The following is a 15,367-nucleotide window of genomic DNA, read 5'->3' as shown; positions in this document are numbered from 1 at the left end:
CAGTGCATCACCATGCCTACAGTGAATCGCATGACCAAGATCGACTACCGCCAACAGACCACGATCGTCACCGGAGCCAGCGCAGGCCTCGGCGCCGAGTTCGCCCGCCAGCTCGCCGCTCGCGGGTCCGATCTCGTGCTCGTCGCTCGCCGGGCCGACCGGCTCGAGAGCCTCGCCGCCGAACTCACCCGCGCGCACGGCATCACGGTGACCGTCGTCGCCCGCGACCTCGGCCGGCCCGACGCCGGCCGGACCCTCCGGACCGAACTCGAATCCCGCGGCATCCACGCGACGAGCCTGGTGAACAACGCCGGCTTCGGCACCCACGACGCCTTCAAGGACGAGGACGCGGAACGCCTGCAAAGCATGATCGCGCTCAACATCGGCGCTCTGGTCGACCTGAGCCGCGCCTACATCGAGCCGCTGACAACGGCCGGCAACGGCGTACTGATCAACGTCGCGAGCCTCCTCGGCTTCCAGCCCACGCCGTACATGAGCGTGTACGGCGCCACCAAGGCGTTCGTCCTCAGCTTCACCGAAAGCCTGTGGGAGGAGTCGCGCGGCAGCGGGCTGCGTGTCCTCGCCGTCTGCCCGGGTGCGACGGACACCGAGTTCTACGACGCCGCCGGTAGCCAGACAGCCGACTACGGCACGAAGCGAGCCACCCCCGAGCAGGTCGTGACGATCGCCCTCGACACGCTCGACCGGCGTTCCGCACCACCGTCGGTGATTACCAACGGCCGCCCCCTCGCCGTCGCCAGCAAGCTGCTCCCACGCCGCCAAGTCGTCCAGCTCATGGGCCGCCTGGCCCGCCGCTAACCAGGCAGCGGCCGTTCTCATGGGCCTGCGCGAGCAGAGCGGGTACATGTCGGTCGCGACGTTGCTCACCGGCGTACTCCTGCTGGTGATCGGCGGCACCGGGCGGCTGCCCGAGGAAATCGGTCTGCAGCGCATCTCGTTCGATCCGTCGTCCAGCGCGTCGTCGTACCACGAGACCATGGTCGCGCTGGCGCAGCGTGAACTTCCGGCCCTGGCCGCTGTCGCCGAGGAGCAGCAGCGACTCGTGATCCGCGGCTACTGGCTGGACGAGTTGGGCGTCCCCATCGTCATCATCGGTGCACCAGAAGGCGTCGACGAGCTCGGCCAGGACGCACTGGAGGCGGCCGTCCGCCGGGCGGCGTCAGCCGGCGGGATGGTGTTGCTGACGAACGCCGAGGACATCGAGCAGGTCCGTTCGGTACTGCGTGCACATCATGGCAGCCGCGCCGTCGCCGTCCGCTGGCGTTCGCGTCGCGACAACGGCGCACTGTGGTACGCCGCCCACAAACTCACCAAAGTCCTGTCCTCACACCGCAAGCGCCCGGCACCACACTGATCGACCGGGGCCTGGAGAGGGTCAGGCGCCGGCGGTGATCAGGGCGTCGGTCTGTTCGTCCTGGTCGAGCGGGTGGGCGATTTCGTCGGAGGGCATCCGGCCGAGCCAGACGACGAGCAGGCTGACGACGACCGGGCCGATACCGGCCACGGCGAACACCGCGGTGACGCCGAAGAACGAACCGGCCGGACCCGCGAGCGCCATCGAGACCGGCATCAGCAGCAGCGAAACGAAGAAGTCGAGGCTGGAGATCCGGCCGCGCAGGTGGTCGGGCACCCGGCGCTGCAGCAACGTTCCCCAGATCACCATCGCCGCCGAGCCGGTCGCCCCGACGATCGCCGCGCCGGCCGCCATCAGCCACAGGTCCTCGGCGATCCCCAGCAGCACGAACGGCGCCGATCCGACACCCCACATCAGCGTCATCACCGTCAGATAGCGCCGCGGCAACTTTCGCGACGAAATCAGCAGCGCACCCGCGGCCCCGCCGATCCCGAACGCCGCCATCACCAGACCGAACTCCCGCGCGTCCCCGCCGAGCTGGTCGCGCACCGCGAACGGCAGCAGCACCTCCAGCGGTCCCAGGATCAGCAGCACGAAGACGGTCCCGAAGAGCAACGACGCCAGCAACCACCGAGTGCGCCGTACGTAGGTCCAGCCCTCGCGGAGATCCGCGAACATGGCCCGTACGCCGGTCGGCGCCACGTCCGCTCCTTCGCGGGCGACCGATCCGGCCGCCGGTTCGGGCCGGACATGCATCGCGAGCACGCAGCCCGCGGAGAACAGGTACGTCAATGCAGCCACGAGAATCGCCACGCCGGGCGACATCGCCGCGATGGCCAGGCCGCCGAGCGCCGGCCCGGTCGCCTGCTGCGCCAACGGCCGCAGTGTCCCCTCCAGGCCGTTGGCGGCCAGTAGTTCCTCCGGCGGCAGCAGCCGCGGCACCAGCGCCGTGTACGCCGGGATCAGGAACGCCTCACCCGCCCCGATGATCACCGCACCGACCGCCAGGTGCCAGACCTCCAGCAACCCCGTCAGCGCGAGCGCGGCGACGACCAGCAGCACCGCGCCACGGACCGAGTCGGCCGCGACGATCACCGACCGCTGGGACAACCGGTCGGCCGCGACACCGCCGAACAGCACGCAGGCGACCAGTCCGACGGAGTACGCCGTGGTGACGACGGACAGCTGCACCGGACCGCCGCCGAGCTCGATCACCTGCCAGGCCAGCGCCACGAGCCAGAGTCCGCTGCCGAGCAGGGCCACGGCCAGGCCGATCCACAGCAACCGGTAGTCCCGATGCCGCAGCGGGCGCACGGCTTTCCAGCGAACCCTACTCACGATGCACACCTCAAGAGTTGACGAGTGAACTATCTGCGCACACTCTACCCGTAGGAACAGTTCATGTGTCAACAGTTTTTGCGTATACTCAGGACCATGGTGACGCAGCGGATGAGCAGAGACCAGTTCGAGGCCTGGCGGGCGCTGTACCGCGCGGACACGCTGCTGTACGCCCACCTCGACAACAACCTGCGCAGCGTCGCCAAGATGACGTACTTCGAGCACGAGGTGCTGCGTGCGATCGACGAGGCGGGCGGCAAGCTCCGGATGGCACCGCTGGCCGAGGCGTTGATGATCTCCCGCAGCGGCGCGACCCGGCTGGTCGGCAAGCTGGAGGACAAGGACGGCTGGGTGATCCGGACCACCTCGCCGCAGGACCGGCGGGCCACCTGGGCCGAGCTCACCGATGCGGGCCGGGAGGCGCTGCGCACCGCCGAACCGGTGGTCGACGCGGTGGTGGCGACGTTCTTCGCGGAGCACGCTCCAGGTGAGGAACTTCGTCGGACGTCCCGGATCCTCGACCGGCTGGCCGACGCCAACCCGAACAACGACGGCTTCGACTGCGGCCTCTGAGCGCCGACCACCGGTACCGGCCGCAGAGCTAGCCGACGAGGAGTTCGACCTGGTGGTGGCCGGTGATGTTCGCGGGTAGGCGGGCGTCGTCCCGGGGCTGCTGGTCCAGGTGGACGGAGAGGACGCGGGTGCCTTCGCCTCGGAGGGTGATGTCCAGCGTCGCGGCGCGGTACCTCAAGGAGCGCAGTGACCATTCTCCGGCGTACTGCGGTGGCACCGCCGGCCGGAAGGTGATGCCTGCCGGATCGAACCTGAGCCCGAACAGGCCCTCGTGGACGAGCCGCAGCAGCGCGGTCGCCGACCAGGTCTGGTGCGGCAGCGACTCCCACTGACGCCCGACCTGCCACCCGCCGTCCACAGCGCCGGTGGTCGCGTTGTAGAGCTCGAACAGTTCGTCGCCACTCGAGCGAAACAGCCTCACGAGGTCGTCCAGCGTCCGCCCTAACTCCCCCACATGCCCCGCCTCGGCAGCTGCGTATCCCCACAGGCCCATGACCATCGGCCAGCAGATCGCGTTGTGCCGACCGGGGTGGCCGGCGTCGAAACGAGCGAAGTGCGGCCAGACGTTCACGACACCGAAAGGCTCGTGGTGGATGCCTCCGAGGAGAGCGGCCGCGCGCTCCGGACCGGCGATGCCGAACTCGATCGCGAGGGCGAGCCCGGCGGTCTCCTGGTGGAGATCGAGCCCATCGGGACCGAGGAAGTAGCCGTACCGCTCAGCCTCGGCCGACCACAGATGGTTGTTGATGGCGTCCACGAGTTCGGCGCGCTGAGCGGCGTACGCGGCCGGGTCCTCGCCGAGCTCGGCGGCGAGTTGCCCGAGACAACGAAGTGCCTCGGCGTAGATCGCGTTGGTCGACAGACACCGGATCTCGTGACTACCGGGGTGATCCAGGACGAACGACGACTGGTTGTGCGGCTGGTACGGCGGCTCCGGATAGCCGGCGATACCGTCCTGCATCAGGGCGGGGCCACGATAGAGGCCGGTGCCCGGGTCGAAGCGGTCGCGCCGCAGGACCTCCAGCGAGGCACTCCCGATCCGGAACGCATCCGCCGAGAAGGCGGTGTCGCCGGTGACCAGGCAGTGGTGTCGCGCGCCGATCACCCAGATGATCTGGTCCCACCACTGGTTGTCCTGCGCGACCAGTCCGCCGGCGCAGACCTTGCGCAGGGTGTGCTCGGCGACGTTCGGAGCCAGCAGGCTGGCCGCATGCCAGGAGTTGATCGCCGCGTCGCGCGTCCACGGATCGGAGTACCCGCCGCCGGCCCGGAGGTACGCCGTACCGGACGCGGCATCGGCAATGACGTTGACGTCGAGCAGATTGTGCAGAGCGGCGTTGTAGACAACCCGGAGGTCGTCTCCGCGGGCACCGGCAACGAGTTCAGGACGATCAGACACCGTCCCACCCTCTCAGAAACAGGATCCGCCGGTCGCACCACGATCAGTTGCTGGATTTGTTGGTCTTACTCAGGCGCGAGTAACACCTGTTCCCGACGGCACCACCAAGCACCGACCCCACCAGCGTGACAAGCAGGAGCGCGGCGAGTGCGACCAGAACCGCCACTGTCCGGTCGGCCTCCGCGATCGGCAAGGACGGCCAGTCGACGCCGGCAGCGAGGTGGTACTGGCGGTCCGCCACGTACCCCAGCCCCAGGATCAGGACAGAGGCGCACCAGCTGAAGACCCACACGTCCAGGCCTTGTCGTCCTCCCTGCGACGGCACCATCCGTCCACTCGTGTAACCGCCCAAGAAAGCGCCGACTCCCGTCGACACAACAAGAACTATCCAAGCGCCGACATACACCCAGCCGCCGCCGGCGCGACTCTCTGACCAGCTGGCAACTTTGTCCCAGCCGATCAACGCGCCAACGGCACTGACCAACGCCACCAGGAGTACGGCGGAACTGCCGGCGACCAGCCAGCCGAAGAAGGCGGCACCGAACGACGCACCCGCCGGCTCAGGCTCGTCCGCTCGCCACTGCTCAACTGCGTCCGGCTCGGCATCATCCTCGTCATCGACCGGCTGCGCATAGTCGCTTTCGCTGCCCGCGTCCGCATCCTCGTCCTCGTCCTCGTCCTCGTCCTCGGAACCGAACCGGAACAACTCATCCAGTCCGACCTCGATCACGTCGGGCTCCCCGCCCCCATGGACCGCGCCTCGCCGACGCATCATGGCCACTCCCTGACAAGACCGCCCATAACCGACGGTGTACTGCCAGCCTCCTACAGCCGCATCCCGCGGCGCTTCCGCTACACCCCCACCGGTACCCGGCCCGAACCCCACACTGCCGACCCAATCCCGGCATGGTCGATATGCACTCAGTCTACGCATGTTGACTCAATCGACTCGGCCTGGCTACAGTCATTTCAGGCAACAAGCGTTGACTGAAACTTCCACGACAGGAGAGCTGACCAGCATGACCGAGTCGAAGGCAACGACCGTTCCGAGCACCCGTGAGGTGCTGGAGCGGGCGCATGAACTGTTCCTGAACAAGGATCTGAACGGCTTCGCCGAGATGTTCGCGAAGGACGGTGCGCACGAGTTGCCGTTCGCTCCGCCCGGTGTGCCGAAGTACCTCGTCGGTCGCGAGCCGGTCCGGCAGTACCTGACCTCCATCACGAAGACCCCGCTGGAGCTGAAGACCTTCCACAATCTGACAGTCCACGAGACAGCGGATCCGGAAGTGATCATCGCGGAGTACGAAGCGCGTGGCACGGTCGTCAGGACCGGCAAGGAGTACCGGATGCCGTACGTCCAACTCCTCAAGGCGCGCAACGGCGAGATCCTCATCTGGCGCGACTACTGGAGCCCACTGTCCGGCGTCCAAGCACTCGGCCTCTTCGGCATGCTCCTGAACGTCATCCGCAACGCCCGCTCCATCCGCCGCATGCGCAAACAACTGAAGACAACCCCGTAGCAGACCGGTCAGAAGTAGTCGGCGGGCCAGTGCGCTGCTTCTGGGCCGAACTGGCCGGAGGGCCGGGAGACTGGCCGGATCATTGCGGTGGCATCGGTGAGGTCCGACTGGGGGGTCGTGAGCAGGTCGCGGGTAGGACCGGTCAGCAGCGGGTCGTCAGGTAGGGGCAGTCGACAACGGTCTACTCCCCGGGCGAGCGCGCGACGCGCCACCGCGCCGAGGAGTGCGGCGGCCGCCGCGACGGACTTGACACCGATCTCCTGTACCTCTGCCTCGCCTGCGTCCCATCGCAGCACGGCATAGCCGTCGGGCTTGTTCCGCTGCCCTGCGAGGAGGATTTCCGAGTCGGCGTACCAGATCCGAACCCGGCGCTGCCAGTCCGACGCGGTGCGGACCGTCGTGAGTGGTCGAGACGCGTTGAAAGCGTCGTACAGCTCAGCGAGGACCGGCCAGTCCTGCAGGCTCGCGTCCCAGACGTCCATTCCGGTGATCGTTTGGTCGGGCGGCGCGATGCGGCCGGCGCGATAGCGCCGTGTCAGTGTCTTCCAGCCGGACCGTTGGTACACCCCTGGAGTGCCGGTGAACAGCAGCGACCAGGCTACGTCGCGACTCTCCATGTCCATGATCGCCTCGGCGAGCAGTCGGCGTATCAGTCCTCGGCCGCGGGCTTGTGGCCGGCTGGCGACGTTGGCGACGCACCCGACCGGGACGGGTGCCCCGTCCTCGCCGCGGATCGGGCGGATCAGGTAGTAGACGGTCGCGAGCACCGTGCGCCCCGACACCGCGACGAATGTGCGATCGAATCTGCCTGCGTCCTGTACGTACAGGGGTACCTGCCACGGCACCTCCCCGAACGCGTCGCGCCACACCATCGGAACGGCATCACCGGCCACGGCCTGCCTGATTGTCACCCCATCCATCGCAGCGACTTCCGTGTCACCTCGTGCTCGAGCGGCTGTCCGGTCCGGAACCGCTCGATCTCGTCGAGAACGATGCGGCCCTGCCGCAGCCGGCCCTCGACGGTGCCCGCGGCCTGGTGCGGCGTCAGTACGACGTTGGGTAATGACCTGATCTCCGCGTCGACGGGCAACGGCTCGATGTCGAAGACGTCCAGGCCGGCCGACAGCCTCCCGCTCCGCAGTTCGGTCAGGAGCGCCGCTTCGTCGGTGAGCCAGGAACGTGCGGTGTTGACCAATGCCGCTCCGTCCGGCATCAGCGCCAGCTCGCGAGCACCGATCAGGTGCCGCGTCTCGCGGAGTACAGGTGCGTGCAGAGCGACGATCTGCGAACGGCGGAGCAGGTCGTCGACGCTCAGGAGGGCAACGCCCAACGCGTCGGCGTCCGCTATGGACAGCGTCGGGTCCGATACCGCGACGTCAGCGCCGAGTGCCCGCACCAGAGCCAGGTACGCCCTGCCCGTGCGGGACGCTCCCAGCACGCCGACCCGGCAACCGGCCAGCTCGTGTCGCGGCGGCGCACACTCGGCCTGATCCCAGGTCGCTCCGGACCGCAACGCGCGGTCGAATCGCGGTACCTGGTGCAGCAGCATCAGCGTGAAGGTCAGCGCTACCTCGGCGACCGACCGGGCCATCCCCTGGCCGGCCTGGCTGACCCGGACGCCGCGGTCGAACAGCGCGCGAGTGACGATCGGTTTCACCGAGGCCCCGGTGTGCATCACCAAGCGGAGCGCATCCGCCTCGGTGATCAGGCGCGCATTCAACTGGGGCGTCGCCCAGGAAGTCATCAGTACGTCGACACCGGCCAAGTCGGCCGCGACCAGCTTCGCCGGATCATCCAGCATCCGTACGTCGCCGAGTCCACGCAGCTCACGGTCGACGCCGAAGAACTGCCGCCGAAGATCCGGCGCCACCGCACACAGGATGTTCAGCTCAGCCATGTGTCCAGGTGCTCCGCCACGAAGTCGTCGTCGACGAGCCAGGGATAGGCCGCGCAGACCCTGGTGAGTTCGTCTGCCTGGCCGGGCGACAACGTCTCCTTCTCGTCCAGGCACCAGGTCCCGGCCAGCAGCCCTTGCCGGCGCAGTACCTCGTGGACTCCGGCGATCACACCGGCGAAGCCGTTGGCCGCGTCGAACACGGCGGCGTTCGCGGCGGTGATGCCGGCCGCCCGGGCGTTCAGGAGTGCCAGCGCATCGGCGTCGCCGGCGCGTGCGTCCTTGACCTGTGCCAGCAGCTCGACAGCTCGCCAGGTCCACACGGCCCACTGGCCGAGCAGTCCGCCGACGAAGTGCGGTTGGCCGTCGCCGAAATCCGTGAGCAGGTCGTGCACGATCGCGTCGTCGTTGCCGGTATAGAGCGCGATCTCACGGCCGGATTCAGCCACCGCCCGGACCACGTCCAGCGTGCGGTACCGGTTGAACGGAGCCGCCTTGATCGCGACGACCGACTCGATCGCCGCGAACGCCCGCCAGTAGTCCAGCGACAGCACCGGACCACCGACCGCCTCCTGCAGATAGAAGCCGACCAGCGGCAACACTTCCCCGACCGCACGGGCTCGATTCAGCAGGTCTTCCTCAGAAGCGCCAGAGACAGCCGGCGACAGCAGTACGGCGTGATAGCCCAGCTCCGCCGCCAGCGCTGCCTCGGCGACGGCCTGTGCGGTCGGGCCGCACACCCCGGCAATCCTCACCACGGGTCGCCCGGCCTCGGCGCCCGATACTTCCGCGGCGAGCTCGAGCACAGGGCGCAGCAGCCCCGCCTCGCGGATCTCGAACTGGGTGGTGTGCACCCCGACCGCCAAGCCCCCCACACCCGCCGCGAGGTAGTAGCGAGTGAGCGCCCGCTGCCGACGCTCGTCGAACTTGCGGTCAGCGGTCAACGCCAAGGGATGAGCGGGGATCACCGTCCCCGCCGAGAGCAGCGCGGCGACGTCTTGGGGCATGAGCGGCATCAGAACTTCCCATCTCGTACGGCGAACTTGGTCGGCTTGTCCACCATCGGCAGACCCGCCGCGACCCACTCGGCCTGCCAGCCGACCAGCGTCGCCAGTGAAACGTCCGGGTAACCGAACAGCCCGTGGCAGCGTGACGCGTCGTTGAGCAACGCGGTCTGTGCCTCCTCACCGGTGAACGACACCGGCAGGCCCAGTGCGGACGCGAGATCGCCGGCAAGACGCCGTACCGACGCGAGCTCCGGACCGGTGACGTTCACCGTGAAGACGTCGCTGCTCGCGTGGCCGAGGCTGCGTAACGCCACCTCGTTGGCGTACCCCTGCCAGACGACGTTGACCGCGCCGGTCGTGACGTCCACCGGCGCACCGGCGACGATCTGTGTGGCGAGATCCGCGAGTACGCCGTACCGCAGATCGACGGCGTAGTTCAGCCGGAGGACCGAGACCTTCGTGCCGCGGAGCTCGGCGGCGTGCTCGAAGACACGCTCCCGGCCGAGGCACGACATCGCGTACTCGCCGACGGGCCCGACCGAGTCGGTCTCTCGGCTGCCACCGGAACCGAGCGGCACCAGCGGGTACACGTTGCCGGTCGAGAACGCCGCGATCCGGGCGTCGGCGTACCGCTCCGCGACCTTCGCCGGCAGCGCCGCGTTGACCGCCCAGGCCAGGGACGGCGCCGAGGCCGTGCCGAACTTGGCGCCGATCATGAACACCACGTCCGCGGCGTCCGGCAGCTCGGCGAGATCGTCGTCGGACAACAGGTCGAAGGGCACCGGGGTGATTCCGCGGGCCTCGACCGTGGCCTTGGCCCGCGGATCCGACCAGCGCGAGACCGCGAGCACCCGGTCGTCGCCACGACCGGCGGCGTCCAGACCGCGCCGAGCCAGCAACGACAAGGTCGGGCCCATCTTGCCGCCGGCACCGAGGATGACAAGGTCGCCGCCGCCCTTCGCCAGGTCGGCGATCAGTGCATCGGACGGTGTGGTGAGACGGTCGTTCAACGCGTCGACTGATGAGAACATTCGTTACCCCTTGATTCCGGACATGGTCACGCCCTCGGTGAAGTACCGCTGGCCGACGAGATACGCGCAGAAGATCGGCACCAGCGCGACGACAGAGCCGGCCAACACGACGTTGAGCGGCACCTGCTCCTGCTGCAGCGAGGCGATGCCGACGGTGAGGGTCCAGTGCTCTCGGCCCTGCATGACGATCAGTGGCCAGAGGAAGTCGTTCCAGTGCCACAGGAAGACGAACGTGCCGAGCGTCGCGAGCACTGGTTTACACAACGGCAGCACCATCGTCAGGAAGAGCCGCCACTCACCGCAGCCGTCCAGCCTGGCCGCCTCGAACAGTTCGTCCGGCAGGTTCAGGATGAACTGGCGCATCAAGAAGACAGCCTGCGCGTTGGCCAGCGTCGGCAGGATGAGGCCCCAGTAGGTGTCCACCCCGCCGGCCTTCGAGAGCAGGATGAAGGTCGGGATCATCGTGACGTGGTACGGGACCATCACCATGGACAAGAAGGACCAGAACATGGCCTCGCGGCCCCGGAACCGCTTCTTCGCGAAGGCATAGCCAGCCATCGAGGCGAGGAGCAGCACCGCGACGACGCTGATCACCGAGTACAGCAGTGTGTTCAGGACCCAGCCCCACAGACCCTGGCCACCGATCACCGCGTGGTACGCCTCGGTGGTCAATCCGCCGGGCAGCAGGCTCCGTGGGAACCGGATGGCCTCTGCCGGCTTCAGGCTCAGGATGACCATCGCGTAGAACGGGAAGATCGTTACGACCGCGGCACCGCACAGCAGCAAACCGCGCAGCACCCGCCAGGCTGGTGATGTCGTCATGACTCCCTCCCCAGGGTCAGCCGCTGAATGACGGCGACGACGATCGTCATCACGAACAGCGCGAGGCCGATCGCGCTGGCGTAACCGAGATCGAAGAACTTGAAGCCTTGGTCGACCAGCTGGAAGACCAGCGTGTACGAGCCGTGCGCCGGGCCACCGCCAGTCATCACATAGACCAGGTCGAAAACCTGGAACGACCCGGTGGTCTCGATCACCGCCAAGAAGAACAGCGCCGGCTTGAGCTGCGGCAGCACGATGTAGCGGAACCGCTGCCAGGAGCTGGCGCCGTCCGTCAGCGCCGCCTCCTCCAGCTCCGCCGGCAGGTCCTGCAACCGGGCCAGGATGATCAGCATCCCGTAACCGAACCTGGACCACACACTCACCAGCGCCATCGCCGGCAACACCCAGACCGAGCTCGCCAACCACGAACCGTCGTACCCGCCGAGCCAGCCGAGCACCGGTCCGGTGATCCGGGTCCACGGCCCGTCGGAGGAGAAGATCCACGTGAAGACCGTTGCCGCGAGCACCAAGCTGGTGACGACAGGCAGGAAGAACACCGACCGGAAGAACGTCACGGTACGGAACTTCTTCCGCACCAGCAGCGCCATCGCGAGCGAGCACACCAGGGACAGCGGTACGGCGATCACGCTGTACACCACCGTCACGCGCAGCGCCTTCCAGAACAGGTCGTCGTTCAACAACCGGCTCAGGTTCGCCAGCCCGGTGAAGCGCGGCGTATCGCCCACCTCGTAATGGAAGAACGCCAGCGCCACCCCGGCCAGCCCAGGGCCGAAGCGAAAGGCGAGGAACAGCAGGAAGCACGGCAACGCGAACAACAACCCGAACCTCGCCTCGCGGCGCTGCAGCGGCGAGCGCCGCGCACGCGGGCGCGCCGGTGGGCCGGTCGGCCCGGCCGGCGCGCCCCGCTCAATCGTGGCAGTCATTGGCCGAGCAAGCCCTTCGCCTGCTCGGCAGCCGAGCTCAGCGCGTCCTGCGAGGACTTCTTCCCCAGCAGCGCTGCCTGGATCTCCGGCGCGAGCACGGCCATCACGTCACGGGACTTCGCGTTCAGCGAGCCGACCGTGGTCAGCGTCACCGTCTTCTCCATGGCGCTCTGCACCGGGTCGTTGGGGTACAGCTGACCGGTCGACTTCCGCGGCGAGAACAGATTCGCCGCCAGGTCGTACTCCTTGGCGACGTTCGGCTGGCCGGCGAACGCCACCCACTTGCCGGCCGCGGCCTTCGACTTCGCGCCCGAGAGAATCGACAGCGAGCCGACGGTGCCGTAGCCGACGCTCTTGGTCTCCGTCAGCGGCGGCAGCACCACGACGTTCTCCTTACCCCAGAAGGCCTCGACATCGGCCGGCGCCTGTTGCCAAGTGCAAGCAACCTTGTGCTGGGCGATGTGGGTCTGCTCGATGTTCGGGATCGACGAGAGCAGATCCTTCTCGACGTACCCGCCGTCAACCAGCTTCTTCAGGAACTCCAGAGCCTTGACGCCGGCCTCCCCGTCGAAGGCCACGGACTTGCCGTCGGCGGAGAAGACGTCACCGCCGGCCTGCCAGAGCAGCGGGTAGAAGCTCTCGTTCAGCGTCGCGTCCGGTGAGGCGAAGTAGTTCGTCGCGTCGATCCCCTTGGCCTTGAACCGCGGCGCCAGGGCGAGCAGGTCGTCCCAGGTCTTCGGGTACGACGTCTCGCCGATGGCCTGGAACGCCTTGCGGTCGCACACCAGCGGCCTGGTGCTGGTGAGGATCGGGGCACCGAGCATCTTGCCCTCGTAGGTCACCGCCGCCTTCGCGTTGTCGAGGTAGTCGGCCTTGTCCTGGTCGGACAGGTACGAGTCGACGGGCTCGATGTTCTTCGCGTACTTCGGCAACTGGTCGGGGATCAGGTACACCACGTCCGGCCCCTTGCCGGCCGCGATCGCGGTCTGCAGTTTCTGGTCGCGCTGCGGCCACGGGAAGATCTCGACCTTGACGTCGATGTTCGGGTTGGCCTTCTTGAAGTCGGCGATCCGCTGGTCCCAGAAGGCCTGGTGCTTGGCCTGGTCCGGCACCACCGGATAGATCCACATCGTCACCGATCCGCTGTCTGCGTCCGAACCACCGGAACCACCGGAACCGCAGGCCGCGACAACGCCGAGGCAGAGCGCGGCCGTGAGGGCTAGGAGCCGTTTCATGATTGACCTTCTTTCGTAGGAATGTTGACCACTGCGGTGTCTCCAGCTCAGATCGTGAGGTTCCCGGCGGTGCTGACCCGAGGGCCGTCCGGTGGCAGCTCGGTCCGCTCGACGCCTTCCTCGACGCAGGCTGTGTGCTGCAGGTACGACGAACCGCCGAAGGCCGCCGCGGCGAGCAGCAGCCGGCCGCCGGTGAACCGGGCGCCCACGGCGCGATATGTGTTCGTGCCGCCGGACAAGGCCAGGTGCGCCGTCGCGGCGTCGGCGGCCGCGCTGGTGTAGTCACCGAGCTCCCACCGAACCGTGCCGGTGTCTCCGGTGCGGGACAGCAACGCCTTCGCGGAGTTCGATCCGCCCAGCCGGGCGCCGGATCCGAGGTCGACCCGCTGATCGGTCGTGCCACGCAGCGCGAACCCGGTGTTCATCGTCTCGCCGGATCGCACCGCCAGACCTGTGGCCGCGACTGCGACCGGTGCCGCGCTCGCCGAGGAACCCCGCAGGTTGCAGCCGGTGAACGTGATCGAGCCGGTGCCGCTCAACCGGTGACCGTCGAGATTCAGCAGGGTCGTCCGGTCGAAATGCACCGGTGTGGTCACTGATGCCTGGACGATGTCGGTCGCGGCGGTCGTGAACGCGAAGGTGCAGCCCTCGATCACATTCGGCCGCGTCGAGTCAGCGGTGGCCTGGGAGATGATCAATGTGTCGCTCGCCTGGCAGCCACGCAGTTGCACGCCATCGGCGTTGACCCACAGCATCCCTGAGCCGGCCAACCCGGGTTTGCCGATCACCCGGACGTCCTCGAGGGTGAGGTCGGTGATCTTCACGCGGGCCACGAACCAGGAGCAGATGTGCTTGCGGACCGTGATCCGCTTCGCCCGGCCGCCCCAGGTCGCGCCCGAGTTCGCGAACGTCATCAGGCCCGAGTTGCCGGTGTACACCAGGTCGTGTTCGTACTGCCCGTGGGTCACGAACGGGCCTTGGTCGTCACCGTCGCCGTGGCAGTTGGTGACGTAGCAGTACGCCGACCCGGTGAAGTCGTTGAGGTGCCGGGTGTTCGACACATGACAGTCGGACACGTGACCGTACAGGCAGTAGATCTGCTGGGTCAGGTACCCGGCGCCACCCCACGTGACGCTGCTCGGGTTGGTCAGGGTGCACTGCTCGGTCCGGTAGTGGGTGTTGTAACGCCGCATCACCAGCGGCCAGAACGTCGCCGTACCGTGGATGTTGCTGGCGTTGCAATGGACGGCGAACTCGAACGCGAAGGGGTGGGACCCGAGCGCGGGCTCGTTGGGGGCCACCTTCTTGCCGCGGAAGACGAGATTGCGGACATTGACGTGCTGGACCGGTTCGACCTTGGTCCAGGTGACCACTCGGCCGGCCGCGAGATTCCAGCCGTTGAGGTAGTTCACCCGGATGTGCGAACCATCGACGATCTCTGTGACCTGGACGAACTTCTGCAGCTCGCGCTGGTCCCGGCCGGGCTTCGGCGCGTCCCAGGTGGCCTGGTCCGAGACCGCGGTCCACCACGAACCGACCTCGAACTTCGCCGAGTCGCCGACGTCGAACACGTCACGCAACTCCGGCGTCGGGTCGGCCAGAGCGCGGGTCACGACCGTGCCCGCCAACACACCCTGGAAGAACATCACCGCGGCGAACGGCTCGTCCGGGCCGGTCGGCTCGATCGCGTCGGTGACCACGGTGTGGCCGCCGAAGTCGAGGTCGAGGTGTGACCGGTGGAAGACGTGCCGCTTCGCGAACTGCAGATCGGTGTGCGCTTCGATGCGGTGGATCGCCGGATCGTTCACCATCGCGACCAGCGCGTCGTCCGCGGTGGTCTCCGCGCCGAAGATTCCGAACCTGCGGAAGTCGGCGACGCCGTCGTGGACGGCGAGCCACCGGCCGCCACCTGCGGTCGGCTTCAGCACGGTGCCACCGTTGACCGGCACCTGGCTCGCCGGATCCCACCGCACCAGTTGGCCGCCTCCGTCACCGGGCGATCGGTAGCCGAGGACTTGGACGGCAGTCCCCGGGGCCAGCCCCGCGGTGCGCAGAGCGACCAGGTCAGCGACGGTCGGCACGCTGAAGGCCGGGACGAGTCGGTCGCCCTCGTCGGCGGAGGCCGTGGCCAGCGCGCCCGGGCCGGCCACAGCCAGTCCCCCGGCGCCGGCGGCGAGGAGCACGGACCTGCGCGCCAGGGATCCCTTTCCGGACATGACGGTTCTCCTT

15 protein-coding genes are annotated in these 15,367 nt (G+C 68.0%); 4 read left to right on the top strand and 11 right to left on the bottom strand.

The window, feature by feature from the left end; translation table 11 throughout:
- Nucleotides 1-30: 30 nt before the first annotated feature.
- Nucleotides 31-819: an SDR family NAD(P)-dependent oxidoreductase gene (locus BJY22_RS20750; protein ID WP_167209212.1), complete on the top strand. Its 789-nt coding sequence runs from the start codon at nucleotides 31-33 to the stop codon at nucleotides 817-819.
- A gap of 19 nt (nucleotides 820-838) precedes the next feature.
- Nucleotides 839-1,375: a hypothetical protein gene (locus BJY22_RS20745; RefSeq protein WP_167209210.1), complete on the top strand. Its 537-nt coding sequence runs from the start codon at nucleotides 839-841 to the stop codon at nucleotides 1,373-1,375.
- A 21-nt stretch (nucleotides 1,376-1,396) separates the two neighbouring features.
- On the opposite strand, the gene BJY22_RS20740 is transcribed toward BJY22_RS20745, so the two are convergent.
- The gene (locus tag BJY22_RS20740) at nucleotides 1,397-2,713 is read right to left on the bottom strand and encodes an MFS transporter (protein ID WP_167209208.1); all 1,317 of its coding nucleotides are present in this window, start codon (nucleotides 2,711-2,713) and stop codon (nucleotides 1,397-1,399) included.
- 96 nt (nucleotides 2,714-2,809) lie between these two features.
- On the opposite strand from BJY22_RS20740, the gene BJY22_RS20735 reads away from it, so the two are divergent.
- A complete protein-coding gene (locus tag BJY22_RS20735) occupies nucleotides 2,810-3,286 on the top strand; it encodes a MarR family winged helix-turn-helix transcriptional regulator (protein ID WP_167209206.1) in 477 nt (158 codons plus the stop codon).
- A 28-nt stretch (nucleotides 3,287-3,314) separates the two neighbouring features.
- Here the strand turns inward: BJY22_RS20735 and BJY22_RS20730 are convergent, their stop codons facing one another.
- Together BJY22_RS20730 and BJY22_RS20725 are read right to left on the bottom strand one after the other, a co-directional pair.
- Nucleotides 3,315-4,685, bottom strand: a complete 1,371-nt coding sequence (locus tag BJY22_RS20730; RefSeq protein WP_167209204.1) for an MGH1-like glycoside hydrolase domain-containing protein — start codon at nucleotides 4,683-4,685, stop codon at nucleotides 3,315-3,317.
- 43 nt (nucleotides 4,686-4,728) lie between these two features.
- On the bottom strand, nucleotides 4,729-5,415 hold the full coding sequence (locus BJY22_RS20725; RefSeq protein WP_167209202.1) for a hypothetical protein: 687 nt from the start codon (nucleotides 5,413-5,415) through the stop codon (nucleotides 4,729-4,731).
- A 289-nt stretch (nucleotides 5,416-5,704) separates the two neighbouring features.
- On the opposite strand from BJY22_RS20725, the gene BJY22_RS20720 reads away from it, so the two are divergent.
- Complete coding sequence (locus tag BJY22_RS20720) at nucleotides 5,705-6,205, top strand: nuclear transport factor 2 family protein (protein WP_167209200.1); 501 nt, start codon at nucleotides 5,705-5,707, stop codon at nucleotides 6,203-6,205.
- Nucleotides 6,206-6,213: 8 nt separating this feature from the next.
- Here the strand turns inward: BJY22_RS20720 and BJY22_RS20715 are convergent, their stop codons facing one another.
- The 8 genes from BJY22_RS20715 to BJY22_RS20680 are packed head-to-tail and all read right to left on the bottom strand — an operon-like array spanning nucleotide 6,214 to nucleotide 15,354.
- Nucleotides 6,214-7,116: a GNAT family N-acetyltransferase gene (locus BJY22_RS20715; RefSeq protein ID WP_167209198.1), complete on the bottom strand. Its 903-nt coding sequence runs from the start codon at nucleotides 7,114-7,116 to the stop codon at nucleotides 6,214-6,216.
- A complete protein-coding gene (locus tag BJY22_RS20710; RefSeq protein ID WP_167209196.1) occupies nucleotides 7,113-8,102 on the bottom strand; it encodes a hydroxyacid dehydrogenase in 990 nt (329 codons plus the stop codon). Before BJY22_RS20710 ends, BJY22_RS20715 begins: the two co-directional genes overlap by 4 nt.
- On the bottom strand, nucleotides 8,090-9,106 hold the full coding sequence (locus tag BJY22_RS20705; RefSeq protein WP_238350414.1) for a dihydrodipicolinate synthase family protein: 1,017 nt from the start codon (nucleotides 9,104-9,106) through the stop codon (nucleotides 8,090-8,092). The genes BJY22_RS20710 and BJY22_RS20705 overlap by 13 nt, the downstream gene beginning before the upstream one ends.
- A gap of 8 nt (nucleotides 9,107-9,114) precedes the next feature.
- Nucleotides 9,115-10,137: an NAD-dependent epimerase/dehydratase family protein gene (locus tag BJY22_RS20700; RefSeq protein ID WP_167209192.1), complete on the bottom strand. Its 1,023-nt coding sequence runs from the start codon at nucleotides 10,135-10,137 to the stop codon at nucleotides 9,115-9,117.
- 3 nt (nucleotides 10,138-10,140) lie between these two features.
- Complete coding sequence (locus BJY22_RS20695; RefSeq protein ID WP_167209190.1) at nucleotides 10,141-10,959, bottom strand: carbohydrate ABC transporter permease; 819 nt, start codon at nucleotides 10,957-10,959, stop codon at nucleotides 10,141-10,143.
- Nucleotides 10,956-11,903 carry a carbohydrate ABC transporter permease gene (locus tag BJY22_RS20690; protein WP_167209188.1) on the bottom strand — a complete coding sequence of 316 codons (948 nt, stop codon included), beginning with the start codon at nucleotides 11,901-11,903 and terminating at the stop codon, nucleotides 10,956-10,958. The genes BJY22_RS20695 and BJY22_RS20690 overlap by 4 nt, the downstream gene beginning before the upstream one ends.
- A complete protein-coding gene (locus BJY22_RS20685; RefSeq protein ID WP_167209186.1) occupies nucleotides 11,900-13,138 on the bottom strand; it encodes an ABC transporter substrate-binding protein in 1,239 nt (412 codons plus the stop codon). The genes BJY22_RS20690 and BJY22_RS20685 overlap by 4 nt, the downstream gene beginning before the upstream one ends.
- Before the next feature lie 47 nt (nucleotides 13,139-13,185).
- The gene (locus BJY22_RS20680) at nucleotides 13,186-15,354 is read right to left on the bottom strand and encodes a hypothetical protein (RefSeq protein ID WP_202891195.1); all 2,169 of its coding nucleotides are present in this window, start codon (nucleotides 15,352-15,354) and stop codon (nucleotides 13,186-13,188) included.
- Nucleotides 15,355-15,367 lie beyond the last annotated feature (13 nt).

The sequence above is a fragment of the Kribbella shirazensis genome (genome assembly GCF_011761605.1).
In the GTDB taxonomy this organism is placed as follows: domain Bacteria; phylum Actinomycetota; class Actinomycetes; order Propionibacteriales; family Kribbellaceae; genus Kribbella; species Kribbella shirazensis.
This window is presented reverse-complemented; position numbering and strand designations above follow the sequence as displayed.